Origin of the sequence: Amycolatopsis sp. NPDC049159, assembly GCF_040648295.1 — a bacterium.
GTDB classification, from domain to species: Bacteria; Actinomycetota; Actinomycetes; order Mycobacteriales; family Pseudonocardiaceae; genus Amycolatopsis; species Amycolatopsis pretoriensis_A.
The window spans coordinates 190,806-208,790 of record NZ_JBEZDL010000004.1; the positions used below are offsets into that span (position 1 = coordinate 190,806).

A 17,985-nucleotide genomic window follows, 5' to 3' on the forward strand; every position below is an offset into this window, starting at 1 on the left:
CCGGGTGACCTTGTCCGGGTGGACGCAGTCGCGCTGACCTTCGACGACGGCCCGTACCCGTCGACCACGCCGGCTCTGCTGGCGGCCCTCGGCGGCGTACGGGCGACGTTCTTCCTCTGGGGTGAGCACGCCGCGGCGCACCCGGACCTGGTGCGGGCGATCGCGGCCGCGGGCCACGCGATCGGCAACCACACGTGGACGCACCCGCGGCTCACCACCCTCGACGCCGCGAGCCGCGACCGGGAGGTCCGCCGGACGCAGGACCTCCTGGCGGCGCTCACCGGCGTCCGCCCGGTGCTGTTCCGGCCGCCCTACGGCGACACCGGCCCCGACGTGGCTTCGCTCGTCGCCGCGCAGGGGCTTACCGAGGTGCTGTGGAGCGTCGACACCCGCGACTGGGCCGGCGCGTCCACCGGCGAGATCGTCACGGCGGCTTCGGCGGTGGAGCCGGGCGGGGTCGTGCTGCTGCACGAAGGCCGCCCGGCCACCGTCGAGGCGGTGCCCCTCCTCCTCGCGGACCTGGCCGCCCGGGGCCTGCGCCCCGGTCCGGTCAGGGGTTGATGCGGGTGTAGGCCGGCTTCGGGCGCAGGTCCTCGTCGAAGAGGCAGGCCGCCCCCTCGCCGGGGAACACGTCCGGCACCCAAGAGTGCCGGTCGGTGAAGCCCCACGTCGTGAACTCGACGCAGCGGCGGACCGCCTGGCAGCCGTCCCACAGCCGGCCGAAGTAGCTCGCCTGGGTGGCCAGCTTCGCCGCGTCGGGCGGGGTCGGGATGCGGACGTCCGCCTCGGTGATCGCGACGTCCACGCCCAGCTTCGCCAGCCGGGCCAGGTTGGCGCGGTACTCGGCCGGGAAGCCGTACTGGATCGACAGGTGCCCCTGGATCCCGACGCCGCCGATCGGCACGCCCTGCCGCCGCAGGGTCTTCACCAGGTCGTACACGGCGTCGCTCTTCGGGTTGCGGCCTTCGATGTTGTAGTCGTTGATGTAGAGCGTCGCCTTCGGGTCGGCCGCGTGCGCCCACCGGAAGACGTCGGCGACGAAGCCGTCGCCGAGCTTCTGCCGGAAGACGGTGTCACGCCGGGTGCCGTCCTCGTTGAACAGCTCGTTGACGACGTCCCAGGCGCGGACCTTTCCCTGGTAGCGCTTGACTTCCGTGGTGATGTGGTCCTTGAGGACGCGGCGGAGCTCGTCGGCGGGCAGCGCGGCGACCCAGTCCGGGAGCTGCGAGTGCCAGACGAGCGTGTGCCCGCGGACGGTCTTGTGGTGCTGCTGGGCGTACCGGATGATCGCGTCGGCGCCCGACCAGTCGTACTGCCCGCGGACGGCTTCGACGGTCCCCCACTTCATCTCGTTCTCGGGGGTGACGTTGTCGAATTCGCGGGTGAGCACGGCCCGGTAATCGGGTTCCGCCGCCAGGTAGGACGCGGCCACCGCGCTCCCGACGTAGCGGTTCGTGCTGTATTGCAGCGGAACCGACGCGGACGCGGCAGGCGCCTGCCACGCCGCGATACCGGCGACGGCCGCGAGCACCAGCACGGCGCGTTTCTTCGGAATTCTTCTCAGCATCTTCACCCTTCCATCGACAATGGCGAACCGAAAGTTTCGAGGCGTTTCAAATCAGGTTTCGATGACCTAGAATCTCCTCCATGACAACGAAGTCCGAGGATCTCGAGCCGACCGCGTCCCGGGTCACGATCGCCCGGATCGCCGCCGAGACCGGTGTTTCCGTGCCGACTGTTTCGAAAGTCCTGAACGGTCGGCCCGACGTCGCCGAAAGCACCCGGGCCCGGGTGGAAGCGGTCATCGGTAAATACGGTTACCGCCGCCGGGCCGACGAACGGTCCCGCCGTTCGCGATTGCTGGAACTGATGTTCCACGAACTCGAAAGCACGTGGGCACTCGAAATCATCCGCGGGGTCGAGTGCGTCGCCCGCGAAAACGGAATGGCGGTCGTGCTCGCGGAATCGTCCGGGCGGCACACCCCCGGCCAGAGCTGGCTGGAGAGCGTCCTCGCCCGCCGCCCGGTCGGCATCGTTTCGGTGTGCTCGGACTTCACCGGCGGGCAGCTGGCCAAGCTGCGCGCCCGCGACATCCCGCTGGTCGTGGTCGACCCGGCCGGCGCGCCGGGCCCGGAGACGCCCTCGATCGGGGCCACGAACTGGCAGGGCGGCCTGACCGCGACCCGGCACCTGGTGGACCTGGGTCACCGCCGCATCGCGATGATCGGCGGACCGGAAGGCGTGCTGTGCAGCCGGGCGAGGATCGACGGCTACCGCACGGCCCTGGAGACGGCGGGCCTGGCGTTCGACCCGGCCCTGGTCCGCCGCGGCGACTTCCACGTCCGCTCGGGTTATCGCGAGCTGGCATCGCTGCTCACCCTCCCCGACCCGCCGACGGCGGTGTTCGCGGGCAGTGACCTGCAGGCCCTCGGCGTGTACGAGGCCGCCCGCGGCGCCGGGCTGCGCATCCCGGACGACCTGAGCGTGGTCGGCTTCGACGACCTGCCGATCGCCCGCTGGCTGACCCCGGAGCTGACGACGATCCGCCAGCCCCTGCAGGAGATGGCCGCGGCGGGCGCGAGGTTGGCGATTTCGCTGGCGCGCGGGGTGCACCCGGAGAGCCACCGGGTGGAGCTGGCGACGAGCCTGGTGGTCCGGCAGAGCACGGCGACCCCGGCGCACCGGCCGAGCGAGGCCCTTCCGGTCGGCCGGAGGTAGCGGCCGACCTGCGGGGCTTCCCAGCCCTGCCGCGGCACTTTCCCGTGAAAGTGACGCGGGGCCGGGCGAGACGCGACAGCACCGGCGGCCCCGCCACGGTCTTGCGCGGCTCCGCTCATCCCGGCCACCGCATGCTCTCCGGCGGCCCCAGGTAGCTCGGCCGCAGCCCGCCGGTGTCCACCACCAGCTTCTGCAGCACCACCGCCGGGTCCACCATCCAGAACTTCAGCACGTGCGGGCCCGCCGCCCCCACCACGTGGCCCGTCGACGTCAGGTTCACGTTGTCCGACGTCGTCCGCTCCCACTGCCGGTTCATCGACGTGTCGTCCGCGCCCGTGGCCTTCGTGATGTTCACGACCTGCGGCTCCGCGTCGTCGAACGAGACCGCGTAGCGCAGCCCGTCCCCCGCCAGCACGTTGTTGCGTGGCGAAAGGTACGCCCACACCGTGACCGGGCCCGCCGTGAACAGCGTCATCCGGTACTCCAGCCGCGGGCCCGCTCCCGGGTTCCGGCTCGCCGACGTCACCGGGAACGGCGTCATCCCCAGGTCCGGGACGCGCCGCCACGACGTCCCCTCGACAGCGACGTTCGCGCTGCAGTGCGGGGCTTCCACCGACACGTACCCGCCCGCCTCGACGAACCCGCGCCGCCACGGCGCCGGCAGGTCGCGGTGCCGCACCACCGCGTCCACCACCACCGACGAACCGGCGCCGGACACCGTGATCGGCACCGTCGTCGTCCCGCGGGGCGCTCGGGCCCAGTCGATCCGCACCGTCATCCGCAGCTCCTCCTCCACCCGCCCGCCGCGCGGCTCGACCCGCACCCACGGCGCGCCCGGGGTGACCGTGCAGCGGAACGGCGTCCGGCCGCGGTTGAAGACGTCGATGTACTGCGCCGGCGCGCTTTGCCACGGGCTGAACTCCGGCAGCGCCGGCCGGCCGGCCGCTCCCGGCCACGCCTCGGCGGCCCCGTCGACCGCGACCCCCAGCGAAGCCGCGGCGGGGACGTCGAGGCGGCGCACCGCCGGGAAGATCACGTCCGGCAGGGCCACGTTGTTCAGCTCCGGCTGCTGCCACGGCGCGTTCGGGCCGTACCGCTCGACGTCGCCGTAGTCGATGTGCGGCTGGGTCTGGAAGCCCTTCCACTTCCCGCCCGCGACGCCGGTGTCGTACTTCTCCGCCAGCGCCAGGTCGTCGGCGAACCGCGCCTCGGTGACGGCGGCGAGCCCGTTCGCCGAAGCCCGCCCCTGGGTCACGTACAGCAGGTTGGTGAACTCCGCGCGCCGCAGCGCGTACAGGTTCGCCGAGGCCTGGACTTCGTACAGCACCAGTTCGTAGAAGGCGTCCCGGTAGGCCGCGGGCACCCGCGGGGAAAGGCGGGCCGCCCGCGCCCCCAGGTCCTGCCACTCCGCCGTGACCCGGTCCAGCTCGCCGTAGTTCACCAGGCTGAACGGCGTCGCCTGGTCGTCGTAGGTGATCGTGCCGTCTGCGGCCAGGGTGATCCGCCGGTTCAGCAGCTCCGGCTTCCGCCGCGACTGCAGCCGCCCGTAGTCGTGCAGCACCCCGGCGATCTCGCCCGCCAGCGCGGGGCCGAAGTTGAGCGCGGCGAACTCGCGCTCCCAGGTGGACAGTCGTTCGGCCGGCCACGCCGCGGGGTTCCAGGCGTAGTCGAGGAAGAACTGCAGCGGCAGCTCGCTGCCCTTCATGTCCCCGACGTTCGCCACCCACAGCCGGTCGTTCCCGTAGGCGGTGGCCTGGTTCAGCTGCTCCCACGTGTTCGCGATCAGCGCGGTGTCGACCCACTTGTAGTTGCGCCCGCCGCCGACGTAGTCGAAGTGGTAGTAGAGCCCGTACCCGCCCGGGTGCGGCGGCAGCGAGAGGTCCGGGTGCTTGCGGATGTTGCCCCAGTTGTCGTCGGTGAACACGACGATGACGTCGTCCGGCGGCCGCAGGCCCTTGACCCAGTACCGCTGGACCTCCTTGTAGAGCGTCCACACCTGCGGGACGTCGGTGCTCAGCTCGCGCGCGAGGATGTCCCGCTCGGCCGCGAGGATCTCCGCCATCAGCTCGATGCCGTCGCCGTCGGGCAGGCTGACGTCGCCGTTGCCGCGCATGCCGAGCGTGACGACGCCTTCGAAGCCCTCGCGGGCCATCCGGCGGATGCCGTCGGTCCAGTAGGCCTTGATCGCTTCGCCGTTGCGGCGGAAGCTCCACTCCCCCGTGCCGCCGTAGGGGTCGTGCCCGGGGGTCGCGTGCCGGTTCCACTCCTCGATGCCGCGCATCATCGGTGCCTCGTGCGAGGTACCCATGACGACGCCGTACTCCTTGGCCGTCGCGTGGTTGAGCGGGTCGTCCTCGGCGAACGCCCGCCCCCACACCGCCGGCCACAGGTAGTTGGCGCGCAGCCGCAGCATGGTTTCGAACACCTTCGCGTAGAAGAGGTGGTTGAAACCGTTGGGGAAGCCCGGTGCGTGGCCCGGCCCGAAGTACTCCGGAGCCCAGGTGCCGAGCGCCGGGTTCTCGTCGTTGACGAAGAACCCGCGGTACTTGACGTGCGGGGTGCCCAAGCTGAAGCGCTCGCCCGGGAGGTGCAGCTCGGCCTGCCGCCGCGGCGGGACGTCGGCCCACCAGTACCACGGCGAAACACCGATCCGCCGCGAAACCTCGTAGACGCCGTAGATCACACCGCGCTGATCGCTGCCGGTGAGCACGAGCCGCCCGTCGACGACCTGGCTCAGCGACGTCTCCCACTTCCCGGCGATGTCCCGGACGTCCAGGCGCCCGGCCCGCACCAGGTCGTCGACCAGCGGGCTGTGCCCGAGGGTGCCGACCAGCACCACGGGCCCGTGCTCCGGCACCACATCGGACACGGCCGGGCGGACGCCCGTGACGCGTTCGACGTCGGCGGCCAGGTCCCCGGCGACCCGGCGGACCCCCGGCAGATCGCCGGGGGCGACCACGATCGTCGCGGCCTTTCCCCGCGACACCAACGGGAATCCGGTCCCGGCTTCGGCGAGTCCCGGCAGGGCGGCCGAACCGGCCCCGGCCAGCGCGAGCAACTGCAGAAAGGTACGGCGGTGGACCTCGGACGGCACGGGAGACCTCCTGAGTCAGCCCTTCACGGATCCGGTCAGCCCGCCGACGATGCGTCGTTCGGCGAGCACGAAGAACGCGAGCGCCGGGATCATCGACAGCGCGGTGAACGCGAGCACGCGGGCGGTGTCCTGGGAGTACTGCGACTGGAACGTCGCGACGCCGAGCGGGAGCGTGAAGTGCGCGGAGTCGTTGAACACGAGCAGCGGCAGCAGGTAGGCGTTCCAGCTGGTGACAAAGGCGAGCACGCCGACCGTGGTCAGCGCGGGTGTCGACAGCGGCAGCAGGATCCGCCAGAAGAAGCCCAGCCGGCTGGCTCCGTCGAGCACGGCCGCGTCCTCGATCTCACCCGGGATGGCGTGCATGAACGGCCGCAGGATCACGATCGTCACCGGCAGCGAGAACGCCGCCTCCGGGATCGCCACGCCCCAGAAGCTCTCGAGCATGCCCAGCTGGCGCAGCCACAGGTACAACGGCAGCGTCGCCACGGTAAGCGGGAACAGCAGGCCGAGGGTGAACAGGGTGTACAGGCCTTCGCGGCCCTTGAACTGGTACCGCGACAGCGCGTACCCGGCCATCGAGCCCAGGCCGACGGCGACCGCGGTGGCGATCACGGCGATCAGCGCGCTGTTGCCGAGGAACGTCCAGAACGCGCTCGAGCCGAGGACCGAGGCGTAGTTGTCCGAGATCCACGGGCCGGGCAGCCCGGCCGGGTCGTTGTTGAGCTGGGCGTTGCTGCGGAACCCGCCGAGCACGACGAACAGCAGCGGCACGACGGTCACCCCGAGCACGACGATCGCCGCGAGGTAGCCCACCGACAGGCCGAACCGGCGTGAACGCATCAGCCCACCATCCTCGTCAGGGCACCCTGGGTGTCGCGGCGGAGCGCGAACCGCTGGTACAGCAGGGCGAACACGAAGCAGATGACGAACAGGATCACCGCCACCGCGGAACCGAACCCGAATTCGTAGCGCTTGAAGCCGTGGTCGACCAGGTAGGTCGCCATCGTCGTCGACGCGTTCGCCGGGCCGCCCGTCGTCATGATCCAGGCGACGTCGAACAGCTGGAGCGAGCCGATCACCGAGAGGAAGATCCAGATCCGGATGGTCGGCCCGAGCAGCGGCAGCACGACGTGACGGGTCGTCTGCCAGGCCGACGCGCCGTCGAGCGCGGCGGCTTCGCGCAGCTCGGCGGGCACGCCTTGCAGGCCGGCCAGCAGCAGGATGATGCCGAAGCCGATGTACTTCCAGGTGATCACCACGAACAGCGTGTAGAGCACGATGCCCGGGTCGGCCAGCCAGTTGTGGATCAGGCCGCCGAGCCCGGCGCCCTTGAGCACCTGGTCGGCGAAGCCGTTGGGCTGCAGCATGAGCACCCAGATCACCGCGGTGATCGCCTCGGACAGCACGTACGGCGCGAACACCAGCGCGCGCAGCACCGCCCGGCCGCGCAGCTTACGGTTGAGCAGCATCGCCAGCCCGATCGACAGCGGCAGCTGAACCACGATCGACAGTCCCGCGATGATCAGGTTGTGCACGATGGCGCTCTGGAACACCGACCCGCTGAAGGCGTCGGCGTAGTTGTCGAAACCGATGAACTTGTCGAGCGGGCCGAAGCCGTTCCACTTGAACAGGCTGTAGAAGGCCGCGATCCCGATCGGCACCAGGACGAACCCCGCGAACAGCAGCAGGGCGGGCCCGAGCAGGAGCGCCAGCTCGAGCCGTTTGCCGAGACCGGACCGCTTCGCGCGGCGGCCCGGAGCCGGTGCGGACGGCCGGTTCGCCGTCCGCACCGGCTTCGTCGCCGTGGTCACTTGTTGCCCGCCGCGGCCTGGTTGACGGCGGCCACGATGCCTTCGGGGGTGCCCTGGCCGGCGAACATGTTCGCCACCGCGTCGTTCAGCGCGGCGCCGACCGCGGTCGGGAACGCCCGGTCGAAGTACATCTGCAGGTACGGCGCCTTCGTGCCGTAGTCGTAGACGGCCTTCAGCGTGTCGGTCTTCAGCGCCTTCGCGGCGACGGTGTTGACGGGCAGGCCGGCTCCCTGCGCGGCGAGCTGCGTCTGCACCGGCTCGCTGCCCAGGTACTGCAGGAAGTCCGCGCACGCCTTCGACGCGCGGGTGGTGCAGGCGAACCCGTCACCGCCGCCGAGCACCGCCGCCGGGTCGCCCTGCCCGCCCGTGACGGCCGGGAACGGGAACCAGCCGACCTTCGAATCCAGCTGCTTGTCGTCGGTCAGCGCCGACATCGTGCCGGGCTCCCAGTCGCCCTGCAGTTCCATCGCGGCCTTGCCGTTGGCGACCAAGCCGGCCGAACTGCCCGCGCCCTGCTGGGCCGGCGTGCCCGCGAACCCGGTCTGGAACGGTTGCGTGGCCAGGAAGTTCTTCAGGTCCTGCCCGGCCTTCGTCCAGCACGGGTCTTCGAGCTTGACTGCCTTCACCGACTGCTTGAGCACGTCGACCGAGCACTCGCGGATCGCGAAGTAGTTGAAGTAGAAGGCGTCCGGCCAGCGGTCCTTACCGCCGACCGAGATCGGCGCGATGTTCTTGGCCTTCAGCTGCGTGACCGCGGCGTTCAGCTCGTCCATCGTCTTCGGCGGGGTGGTGATCCCCGCCTGCTGGAAGAGGTCCTTGCGGTACCAGAAGCCGACGAAGTGCTGTTCGAACGGCACGCCGTACTGCTTGCCGTCGACCTGCCAGTTCTCCCCGAACTTGCCGGTGGTCTGGGTGATCCACGGCTTCGTGGCGTCGGTGATGTCGGCGACCTTGCCCGAGGTGATCTGCGAGGCCAGGTCTCCGGCGCCCCAGGACTGGTAGACGTCCGGCGGCTCGGCCCCCTGCAGCGCGAGCGGGACCTTCGTCGGGAAGTCCTCGTTCTGCAGCGGCTGGGCCTTGATCGTGACGTCCGGGTGCGCCTGGTGGTAGTCGGCGACGACCTTCTCCCAGATCGACTTGATCGGATCGGTGGTGCCGTTGTGCCACCAGGTGAGGGTGACCGGCCCGCTCGGCTGCGCGGGCGCGTCGCTCCCCCCGCTGCACGCCGAAAGGGCGAGCGGGAGGACGGCTGCCAAGGCCGCGAGAACGGGGATTCTGTGCTTCGCGAACATCGTGGGTCCACTCCTGACGACTTCGGCCGAGTTGGACGGGGCGCGACTGCGCCCGGGTTGGCGAAGAGTTTGCTCCGGGGCAAATCGGATGTCAATCGTTGTCGATAACGTTTTACATGGCTAGTCTGAGCCGATGCAGCCCAGTTCCAGGGTGACCATCCGTGACGTCGCGGCCCGCGCCGGCGTCTCGGTGGCCACGGTTTCCAAAGTCATCAACGAGCGTTACGGCGTCTCCGCCGCGACGCTCGCGCGTGTCCGAGCGGTGATCGACGAGCTGGGCTACGAGGCGAGCCTCGTGGCGCAGAGCCTGAGAAACCACCGGACGAACGTCATCGGCATCCTGGTCGCCGACCTCGAACCGTTCTCGACCGAGCTGCTCAAGGGAGCCGCGGACGCCATCCGCGGCAGCGGTTTCGAGCTCGTCGTCTACTCCGCGGGCGGACGCACCGGCGACCCGGCCGGCTGGGAGAAGCGCTACCTCTCCCGCCTGTCCGGCACCCTCGTCGACGGCGCCGTGCTGGTCACGCCCGCCGTTTCGCTGGAAGCCGTGCCCGGCACGCCGGTCGTCGCGGTCGACCCGCACACCGGCCCGTCGCACCTGCCGACCATCGACTCCGACAACCTCCGCGGCGCGCAGCTCGCCACCGAGCACCTCCTGGAACTCGGGCACCGCCGGATCGCGTTCCTCTCCGGCCGCCCCGACCTCGAATCGGCGACACTGCGCAAGGCGGGCTACCTGCGGGCGCTGGAAGCCGCGGGCGTGCCGGCCGACGAGAACCTGGTCCGGATCGGCGCCTACGACCCGGAGGTCTCCGCGGCCTCCGCGCACGACCTGCTGACCGGGCCGGACCGGCCGACCGCGGTGTTCGCCGCGAACGACATCTCGGCCATCGCGACCGTCGGCGCGGCCCGCGAGCTGGGGCTTTCGGTGCCCGACGACCTTTCCGTCGTGGGCTTCGACAACGTCCCCGAGTCCGCGCTCTGCACCCCGCCACTGACCACTGTGGACCAGCCGATCCGCGAGATGGGCCACCGGGCGATCAGCATGCTCATCGCGCTGATCAACGGCGACGCGGTCGAGCGCACCCACGTCACCCTCGACACCGGCCTCGTGGTGCGGCACTCGACCCGGGCCCTCTCCCCACCTCACCTGTGACATCCGGGGCTTCGCCCCGGGCCGGGGGCTCCGCCACCCGGAACCCCCGAAAAATCCTGTGACATCCGGGGCTTCGCCCCGGGCCGGGGGCTCCGCCACCCGGAACCCCCGAAGAATCTCTCATGAAGGGCGGAAAGCCTTGACCACGCAGCCCACCACGGCGCCGGAGCCGTGGCGCGACGCCACAGCCGACCCGGGCGAGCGCGTCCGCGCGCTGATGGCCCGCATGAGCCTCCGCGAAAAGCTCGCCCAGCTCTACGGCGTGTGGGTCGGCATCGACTCCGGTGGCGAGATGGCCCCGCACCAGCACGACTTCGTCGACCCGTCGGTCGACTTCGACGACCTGGTCCGCCACGGCATCGGGCAGCTGACCCGGGTGTTCGGCACCCGCCCGGTCGACCCGGTGATCGGCGCGCACAGCCTGGCGCGAACCCAGCGGCAGATCGTGTCCAGCAGCCGGTTCGGGATCCCCGCCGTGGTGCACGAGGAATGCCTGACCGGGCTGGCCGCGTGGCAGGCCACGATCTACCCGGCCCCGCTGTCGTGGGGTGCGACGTTCGACCCGGACCTCGTGCGGCGGATGGCGGCGCGGATCGGCGCGACGATGCGCGGGCTCGGCGTGCACCAGGGGCTCGCGCCGGTTCTCGACGTCGCCCGGGACCTGCGCTGGGGCCGCGTCGAAGAGACCATCGGCGAAGACCCGTACCTGGTCGGCACGATCGGCAGCGCGTACGTCGCCGGCCTCGAGTCGGCCGGTATCGTCGCGACGCTGAAGCACTTCGTCGGCTACTCCGCCTCGCGGGCCGGGCGCAACCTGGCGCCGGTTTCCGCCGGGCCGCGCGAAATCGCGGACGTCCTGCTCCCGCCGTTCGAACTGGCGCTGCGGGCGGGCGCGCGGTCGGTGATGAACGCCTACACCGACACCGACGGCCTCCCGGCCGCCGCCGACGCGGAGCTGCTGACCGGGCTCCTGCGCGACACCTACGGTTTCGACGGCACGGTCGTCGCCGACTACTTCTCCGTGGCGTTCCTGCACCGGCTGCACGGCGTCGCGGCCGACCGCGGCGACGCGGCCGGGCAGGCGCTGGCCGCCGGGATCGACGTGGAACTGCCGACCATGGACTGCTACGGCGAGCCGCTGCTCGCCGCGGTGGAAGGGGGCGCGGTCGACGCCGCCGTCGTCGACCGCGCCCTCGAACGCGTGCTGCGGCAGAAGTGCGAGCTGGGCCTGCTCGACGCGGACTGGGCGCCCGAGTTCCCGGAGGAGATCGACCTCGACGACGCAGGCTCGCGCGCGATGGCGCGCGAGGTGGCCGAGAAGTCGATCGTGCTGCTGCACAACGACGGGACGCTGCCGCTGGCCCCCGGCGCGAAGCTCGCCGTCGTCGGGCCGCGCGCGGACGCGGCGGGCGCGATGCTCGGCTGCTACTCGTTCCCGCTGCACGTCGGCGTGCACCACCCCGACGTCCCGTTCGGTGTCTCGGTGCCGACGGTGGTGGAAGCGCTGCGCTCCGCCCACGACGTCACCTACGCCCTCGGCTGCCCGGTCACCGGCGGGGACGACGAAGGGATCGCGGAGGCCGTGTCGGCGTGCACGGACGCGGCGGTGTGCGTGGCCGTGCTGGGCGACCGGGCCGGGCTGTTCGGCGGCGGCACGTCCGGCGAAGGCTGCGACGCGCCCGACCTGCGGCTGCCCGGCCGGCAGGAGGAACTGCTGGACGCGTTGCTGGACACGGGCAAGCCGGTGGTCCTGGTGCTGCTTTCGGGCCGGCCGTACGAGCTTTCGCGTCAGCTGCCGCGGCTGGCCGCGGTGGTGTGCGGGTTCTACCCCGGCGAAGAAGGCGCGCCCGCGCTGGCGGACGTCCTCAGTGGACGGATCGACCCGGCCGGCCGGCTGCCGGTGAGCTTCCCGGCGGCGGGCGCGAGCCAGCCGTCGACCTACCTGGCGGCACCGCTCGGCCGGCGCAGCGAGGTGAGCACGGTCGACCCCACTCCCCTGTTCCCCTTCGGCCACGGGCTTTCCTACGCCCCGGCGACCTGGGTGGACGTCAGCGCGACGGGTTCGCTCTGGCCGACCGACGGCGTCTGCCGGGTCCGGGTGACGCTGCGCAACGACCACGACCGCGAGACCTCCGAAGTCGTCCAGGTGTACCTGCACGACCCGGTCGCCGAGGTGGCGCGACCCGAGCGGCAGCTGATCGCGGCGCGCCGGGTCACCGTGGCCCCGGGCGCGAGCGTGGTGCTCGACATCGGGCTGCACGCGGACCTGACCTCCTACACCGGGCGCGCCGGGCGCCGCCAGGTCGACCCCGGTGACGTCGAGCTGCGCGTGGGTACGTCGAGCGAGCAGATCGTCGCGACCCTGCACTGCACGCTGACCGGGCCGCGCCGGCACGTCGGCTTCGACCGGGTCCTGACCCCGGAGTTCTCGTTGTGAGACGCACTTCGCTGATCGCCGTGCTGGCGCTGCTGACCGCGTTGTTCGTCGGCGCCTCGGGCCGCCCGCCGTCGTCACACTGGGTGGCGACGTGGACGTCGATGCCGCAGCTGACCGAGCCGGGCAACCTGCCGCCGGCGCCCTACACCGGCACGGACCGGGTGCTGGACAACGCTTCCCTGCGGCAGACGGCGCACGTCACGGCCGGCGGGCCCCGCATCCGCCTGCGGTTCTCGAACGCCTTCGGCGGCGCGCCCCTGCCGCTCACGGCGGTCACGGTGGCGCGGCCGGTCGCCGGTGCGGCCGGGGTCTCCTCGGTCGTGCCGGGCAGCGTCGTGCCGGTGACGTTCCACGGCAAGCCTTCGGTGTCGGTCCCGGTGGGCGCGCAGGTGGTCTCCGATCCGCTGCCCTTCCCGGTGCGGCCCTTCGAGAACATCGCCGTGACGACGTACCTGGCGCACGGCCAGGCGTCCCTGTCGGTCACTTCGCACCCGGGCTCGCGGACGACGTCGTACCTGGTACCCGGTGACCAGGTGGCCGCGCCGGAGCTGCCCGGCGCGGCTCCCGTGGACCACTGGTACTTCCTCAGCGGCGTCGAAGTGCTGTCCCCGGCCTCGGCGGTGGCGGTGATCGGCGACTCGCTGTCCGACGGCCGCGGCTCGACGACGAACGGCAATGACCGCTGGCCGGACGTGCTGGCCTCGCGGGTCCCATCAGCCGTGCTCAACCAGGCCGCGGGCGGCAACCGCGTGCTGCAGGACGGCCTCGGCCCGAACGTGCTGGCGCGCCTGGACCGTGACCTGCTCGCCCAGAGCGGCGTGTCGTGGGCGATCGTGTTCGAAGGCGTCAACGACCTCGGCACGGCCACCCCGGCCGCCGCCGCGGACGTGGCCGCGCAGCTGATCGACGCCTACGACCAGATCCTGGTCCGCGCCCACGCGGCCGGCATCGAGGTGTACGGAGCGACGCTGACCCCGTTCGGCGGCAACACCGGCTACGACGCACCGGAGCGCGAAGCGGCGCGGCAGCAGGTGAACGCGTGGATCCGCGAGCCCGGCCACTTCGACGCGGTCCTCGACTTCGACCGCGTGGCCCGCGACCCGGCGGTCCCCACGCGCCTGCTGCCGGCCTACGACGTCGGCGACCACCTGCACTTCAATCCCGCCGGATATCGCGCACTGGGTTCGAGCGTTCCCGCGCGCCTATTCCGAACGGGCTGAAAGAAATGCCGGCTGGGCGGAAAGTGGACAATTCCTGGACGTCATTTTCCGCGCGTCATCACGGATCGCCGAACCGGACCTGACGGACGGTGATCACCCCGGCGAGCGCCGGATATCCGTTGGGACACAAGCGAGTCTCGAAGGCGGGGGCCTGTGCCGCGCGTCACAGGCTTCACCCTATAGTGGCACCCGTCTGTTCGTCCCCACAGTGAGCCGTCGCTCCCCGGGAAGGGAACCCATGTCCGACGTCATCAACAGCATCTTCGGCCGCCCCAAGAACGAAAACCCCAGCTCCGGCGGGTACGCCTACGGCACCCCCGAGCCCGAACCCGTGGTCGCCGAAGCCCCCGCCGACAGCGCCGAGGACACAGATTCCGCACCCGAGGCCGACGCGGCCACGGAAACCTCCGAAGTCGAGACCGCCGAAGACGCGACGGACTCCGAAGAGGACACCACCGACGCCGACGAGGAAACCGACGTGGTGGCCGAGGACGACACCGACGCCGACGCGAGCGCCGAGGAGGAGACGGACTCCGACACCGACGTCGCGGAAGACGAAGCGGTGACCGAGGACGAAGCCGAGACCGCCGCCGAGACCGAGCCGGGCGCGGAAGCCGAGACCGCCGCCGAGACCGAGCCCGTCACCGAAGCGGCGCCGGTCGCCGAGGTGGAGCCCGCCGCCGCGGTCGTCGCCGAAGCCGAGGCCGTCGTCACCGAAGCGGCCGCCGAGACCGAGACCCGGCCCGCGGCCGGCACCCGCGGCAGCACCACCGTCGCCGACGGCGTGGTCGCGAAGATCGTCACCCGGGTCGCCGCGAAGGCCGAAGGCGTGCACACCGTCGACGAAGACGGCATCAAGATCGAGCTCGCCGACGAGGTCGCCTGGATCACCATCCCGCTGGTGATCGCCTTCGGCCACGCGGTCAAGGCGCTCGGCGAGCAGATCCGGGTCGCCGTGATCGACGCCGTCGAACAGTACCTGGGCCTCGACGTCGAGGTCGTCGACGTCCACGTCACCGACATCCACTTCCCGGAAGCGGACTGAGCGCGGGCGCCCCGTCCCGCGGGACCGGGCGCCACCCTCGGCTGTCCTCTTCGGACGGTTTCGGCGGATGATCTCTCCCCCGCCGGGGTGAATCCGGTTCGCGAAGCCGCGGCGGCCGCTCCGCGCCGCCGTCGCACTGAGAGAACATCAGCCACTCCTTCGAGTGGCGCACTCCCGTTGATCTTCACCAGTACCGGTCACCGGCGTCACGGGACGTCGATTTCCCGCGCGGGTAAAGGATTTCCCGGCCCCGCCGAGCCCCTGCGCCGTCGTCGCCGGGTGCGGCGGTGCGCTGCTACTGTTCCGCCGCCCTGGTCCGGACCACGCCGGCCAGGTCCTTCTCGCGGGCGGCCGGCTCTTCGCCGCCCCGATTTCCGGAAAAGGCGACACTTGACCCCCCTGAACCACCCCGGTACGCGCGAGCCCGAGCCGGACACGCCCGACTGGCACGTCACCGCGTTCCGCGGACCGCGATCGGGCGACGGCGACCACGCACTGCTCGACGCCGTCCGCGCGCTGCGCGCCCGCATCCTGTTCGACCACGGCCGCCGCCCCGCGTTCCGCCGCGCGGACGGCACCCACGCCGACGACCAGGCCCTCGACTTCGGCGCCTGGCACTTCATCGCGCGGCGCAGTCCCGGCGGCCCGCCGCTGGGCTACATCCGGCTGTCCACACCGGACACCGGCGTCCCCTTCCAGTCCCGGGACTTCCTGGGCGCCGAAGGCTACGAGGAACTCCTGGCGACCGAAGGGTTCCCGGAAGCGGACGTCTTCGAGCACAGCAGGCTCGTCGTCGAACACCGCGCCCGCAAGCTCGGGCTCGGCCTCCACCTGAACGCGCTCGCCATCGGCGCGGCCCACCACCTCGGCGCGCGGGCGATGATCGGCACCTCCGGCACGAAGGACGGCCAGGACCGCTTCCACGAGCGCTTCGGCTTCCGGCCCGTCCGCGGCACCCGCCGCTACGTGCCGCAGTACACCGAAGACGTCGTGATCATGCTCCACCGCGTCACCGACGGCGGCGGGCAGCACCACGACCTGATCACCCGGCTGCGCGCCGAGTTCCCGGTCATCGCCGCCGCCGGCGCAGGCCCGCTGCTGCCCGCGGCGCCCGCGCGCCGCGCCACCCCGGTCACCTTGACCGGCGTCGCCGCGCCCGATCGCGACACCTACCGGCCGGTCCTGCACTCCGCCGACAGCCTCGGCGCGCTGCTGGCGTCCGGCGACGTCCGCGAAGTCCACGACACGATCGACGAGCAGCTCACCGAACTGGTCCGCAGCCGCGAACCGGCGTGCCGCGACGCCATCGCGGTGGAGCGCAAGAAGCGCGAGCAGCTGGCCGGCGCCGAGCCGTGGGAATACGGCACCTGGGCGTGGTACCCGTGGTCGGGGCGGCTGGTGCACGTCCTGCCGCGCGAGGAGTTCCGGCTGGTCCGCACCGACCGCAACCGCGGCCGCATCGAGCGCCCGGACCAGCGGCGGCTGTTCGGCAAGCGGATCGGCGTCATCGGCCTGTCGGTCGGCAACAGCGCGGCGCTGACGTTCGCGCTGGAGGGCATCGGCGGCGCGTTCAAGCTGGCCGACTTCGACGACTTCGGGCTGTCCAACCTGAACCGGCTGCGCGGCGGGCTGCACGACCTGGGCGTCAACAAGGCGGTGCTGTCGGCGCGGCAGATGGCCGAGATCGACCCGTACCTCGACGTCGAGATCGAGCGGGCCGGCCTGACGCCGGAGACCATCGAGCGGTTCTTCGCCGGCGGGCTCGACCTGCTCGTCGAGGAGTGCGACACGCCGTGGGTGAAGATCGCGGCCCGTGAATACGCGCGCGACCTCGGCATCCCGGTCGTGATGGACTGCAACGACCGCGGCATGCTCGACGTCGAGCGCTTCGACCGCGAACCCGACCGCCCGCTGCTGCACGGCCTGCTCGGCGACGTGAAGTCGGTCGACGTCCTGGAGCTGACCGCGCGGTCCCGGACCGAGCTGATCCTGGCCATGGTGGACGCGGGGCGGATCAGCCCCGAGCTGGCGGCGTCCTTCGGCGAACTGGGCCGCACCTTGAGCAGCTGGCCGCAGCTGGCGTCCGGGGTCGCGCTCGGCGGCGCGCTGTGCGGGGAGGCGGCCCGCCGCATCCTCCTTGGCCGCCCGTGCGCGTCGGGCCGCTTCTACACCGACCTCGACCAGCAGCTCGACCCGTCGCGCGACGTCTACGCGGGCGGTGCGCGATGACCGCGCTCCCGGTGGCCGTCGCGGGCACCGGTGTCCACCTGCCGCCGCGGGTCGTGCCGAACGCCGAACTGGCGTCGACGCTGGACACGTCGGACGAGTGGATCGTCAGCCGCACCGGCATCCGCACCCGCCGGCACCTGGCGCCGGACCGCGCCACTTCGGACATGTGCGTGGCGGCGGCCCACCCGGCGCTGGCCGCGGCCGGCGTCGCGGCCCGGGACGTCGACGTGATCATCGTCGGGACCTACACCTACGACCAGCCGCTGCCGTCGACGGCGCTGATCGTGAAGGACCTGCTCGGCGCGGACCGCGCGCTGACCCTCGACGTCACGCAGGCGGCGTGCGCCAACGGCGTCCAGGCCTTGTTCCTGGGCGCGCACCTGCTGCAGACGTCGGCGGCCCGCACGGTGCTGGTCCTGGCGGCGGACTGCGCGTCCCGGGTGACGGACCCGGCCGACCGCACGACGAGGGTGTTCTTCGGCGACGCGGCGGGCGCGGCGGTGCTCACCCGGGGTGGGCCGGGAGCGGCCCTGCTGGGCTGGGACTTCGGCTCGGAACTGTCGTACGACGTGGAAATCCCGGCACCCGGCGCCTACCTGAAGATGAACGGCCGCGCGGTCTGGGAAACGGCGACGCGCTGCCTGCCGGACAGCATCCTCCGGGCGGCGGACGACGCGGGCGTGCCGGTGGCGGAGATCGACCACTTCTTCCTGCACCAGGCGAACCTGAACATCCTGACGGCGGCGCTGGACAAGCTGTCCGTCCCCCGCTCCCGCGCCCCGATCACGGTCGACACCCTGGGCAACACGGGTTCGGCGGGGGTGTTCACGGCCCTGCACGAGCGGTTCGGCGCGGGCGCGGTCCGCCCCGGCGACACGTACGTGGTGTCGTCGATCGGCGCGGGCTTCCAGTGGGGCACGTTGTGTTTCCGCCACGGCTGAGCTGACCGGCTCCCCGATCCGTAACACGAACGGCGGCAGGGT

At 71.8% G+C, this 17,985-nt stretch carries 13 protein-coding genes; 8 read left to right on the forward strand and 5 right to left on the reverse strand.

Features of this window, described 5'->3' with window-relative positions; translation table 11 throughout:
• The first annotated feature begins 18 nt into the window (after positions 1 to 18).
• Positions 19 to 561 carry a polysaccharide deacetylase family protein gene (locus AB0B33_RS09800; RefSeq protein ID WP_360769039.1) on the forward strand — a complete coding sequence of 181 codons (543 nt, stop codon included), beginning with the start codon at positions 19 to 21 and terminating at the stop codon, positions 559 to 561.
• On the opposite strand, the gene AB0B33_RS09805 is transcribed toward AB0B33_RS09800, so the two are convergent.
• Positions 551 to 1,567, reverse strand: coding sequence for an endo-1,4-beta-xylanase (locus tag AB0B33_RS09805; protein ID WP_360769041.1), 1,017 nt, complete (start codon positions 1,565 to 1,567; stop codon positions 551 to 553). The two genes, AB0B33_RS09800 and AB0B33_RS09805, sit on opposite strands and share 11 nt — an antisense overlap.
• Positions 1,568 to 1,647: 80 nt before the next feature.
• On the opposite strand from AB0B33_RS09805, the gene AB0B33_RS09810 reads away from it, so the two are divergent.
• On the forward strand, positions 1,648 to 2,718 hold the full coding sequence (locus AB0B33_RS09810; protein WP_247023569.1) for a LacI family DNA-binding transcriptional regulator: 1,071 nt from the start codon (positions 1,648 to 1,650) through the stop codon (positions 2,716 to 2,718).
• A 115-nt stretch (positions 2,719 to 2,833) separates the two neighbouring features.
• Here AB0B33_RS09810 and AB0B33_RS09815 read toward each other — a convergent pair whose 3' ends face one another.
• The 4 genes from AB0B33_RS09815 to AB0B33_RS09830 are packed head-to-tail and all read right to left on the reverse strand — an operon-like array spanning position 2,834 to position 8,915.
• The gene (locus AB0B33_RS09815; RefSeq protein WP_360769043.1) at positions 2,834 to 5,812 is read right to left on the reverse strand and encodes a glycosyl hydrolase 115 family protein; all 2,979 of its coding nucleotides are present in this window, start codon (positions 5,810 to 5,812) and stop codon (positions 2,834 to 2,836) included.
• Between the two features lie 15 nt (positions 5,813 to 5,827).
• Entirely contained in the window at positions 5,828 to 6,652 is an 825-nt protein-coding gene (locus AB0B33_RS09820) for a carbohydrate ABC transporter permease (RefSeq protein WP_360769046.1), read from the reverse strand.
• Positions 6,652 to 7,623, reverse strand: a complete 972-nt coding sequence (locus AB0B33_RS09825; protein WP_360769049.1) for a sugar ABC transporter permease — start codon at positions 7,621 to 7,623, stop codon at positions 6,652 to 6,654. Before AB0B33_RS09825 ends, AB0B33_RS09820 begins: the two co-directional genes overlap by 1 nt.
• Positions 7,620 to 8,915 carry an extracellular solute-binding protein gene (locus AB0B33_RS09830; protein WP_360769052.1) on the reverse strand — a complete coding sequence of 432 codons (1,296 nt, stop codon included), beginning with the start codon at positions 8,913 to 8,915 and terminating at the stop codon, positions 7,620 to 7,622. Before AB0B33_RS09830 ends, AB0B33_RS09825 begins: the two co-directional genes overlap by 4 nt.
• Positions 8,916 to 9,066: 151 nt before the next feature.
• On the opposite strand from AB0B33_RS09830, the gene AB0B33_RS09835 reads away from it, so the two are divergent.
• From AB0B33_RS09835 to AB0B33_RS09860, 6 genes are all read left to right on the forward strand, one after another.
• The gene (locus tag AB0B33_RS09835; protein WP_360769055.1) at positions 9,067 to 10,071 is read left to right on the forward strand and encodes a LacI family DNA-binding transcriptional regulator; all 1,005 of its coding nucleotides are present in this window, start codon (positions 9,067 to 9,069) and stop codon (positions 10,069 to 10,071) included.
• A 139-nt stretch (positions 10,072 to 10,210) separates the two neighbouring features.
• A complete protein-coding gene (locus AB0B33_RS09840) occupies positions 10,211 to 12,508 on the forward strand; it encodes a glycoside hydrolase family 3 N-terminal domain-containing protein (protein ID WP_360769058.1) in 2,298 nt (765 codons plus the stop codon).
• Positions 12,505 to 13,728, forward strand: coding sequence for an SGNH/GDSL hydrolase family protein (locus AB0B33_RS09845; protein WP_360769061.1), 1,224 nt, complete (start codon positions 12,505 to 12,507; stop codon positions 13,726 to 13,728). The genes AB0B33_RS09840 and AB0B33_RS09845 overlap by 4 nt, the downstream gene beginning before the upstream one ends.
• A gap of 238 nt (positions 13,729 to 13,966) precedes the next feature.
• Positions 13,967 to 14,773 (forward strand): Asp23/Gls24 family envelope stress response protein, encoded by an 807-nt coding sequence (locus AB0B33_RS09850; RefSeq protein WP_360769062.1) that lies wholly within the window; start codon positions 13,967 to 13,969, stop codon positions 14,771 to 14,773.
• 390 nt (positions 14,774 to 15,163) lie between these two features.
• On the forward strand, positions 15,164 to 17,002 hold the full coding sequence (locus AB0B33_RS09855; RefSeq protein ID WP_360769063.1) for a ThiF family adenylyltransferase: 1,839 nt from the start codon (positions 15,164 to 15,166) through the stop codon (positions 17,000 to 17,002).
• Positions 16,999 to 17,943 carry a ketoacyl-ACP synthase III gene (locus AB0B33_RS09860; protein WP_360769065.1) on the forward strand — a complete coding sequence of 315 codons (945 nt, stop codon included), beginning with the start codon at positions 16,999 to 17,001 and terminating at the stop codon, positions 17,941 to 17,943. Before AB0B33_RS09855 ends, AB0B33_RS09860 begins: the two co-directional genes overlap by 4 nt.
• Positions 17,944 to 17,985: the final 42 nt, after the last annotated feature.

Excerpts from the sequence above, each read along its gene's own strand:
- AB0B33_RS09805 (WP_360769041.1), bottom strand. The coding sequence starts at position 1,567 with ATGCTGAGAAGAATTCCGAAGAAACGCGCCGTGCTGGTGCTCGCGGCC.
- AB0B33_RS09810 (WP_247023569.1), top strand. The coding sequence starts at position 1,648 with ATGACAACGAAGTCCGAGGATCTCGAGCCGACCGCGTCCCGGGTCACG.
- AB0B33_RS09820 (WP_360769046.1), bottom strand. The coding sequence starts at position 6,652 with ATGCGTTCACGCCGGTTCGGCCTGTCGGTGGGCTACCTCGCGGCGATC.
- AB0B33_RS09830 (WP_360769052.1), bottom strand. The coding sequence starts at position 8,915 with ATGTTCGCGAAGCACAGAATCCCCGTTCTCGCGGCCTTGGCAGCCGTC.
- AB0B33_RS09850 (WP_360769062.1), top strand. The coding sequence starts at position 13,967 with ATGTCCGACGTCATCAACAGCATCTTCGGCCGCCCCAAGAACGAAAAC.
- AB0B33_RS09860 (WP_360769065.1), top strand. The coding sequence starts at position 16,999 with ATGACCGCGCTCCCGGTGGCCGTCGCGGGCACCGGTGTCCACCTGCCG.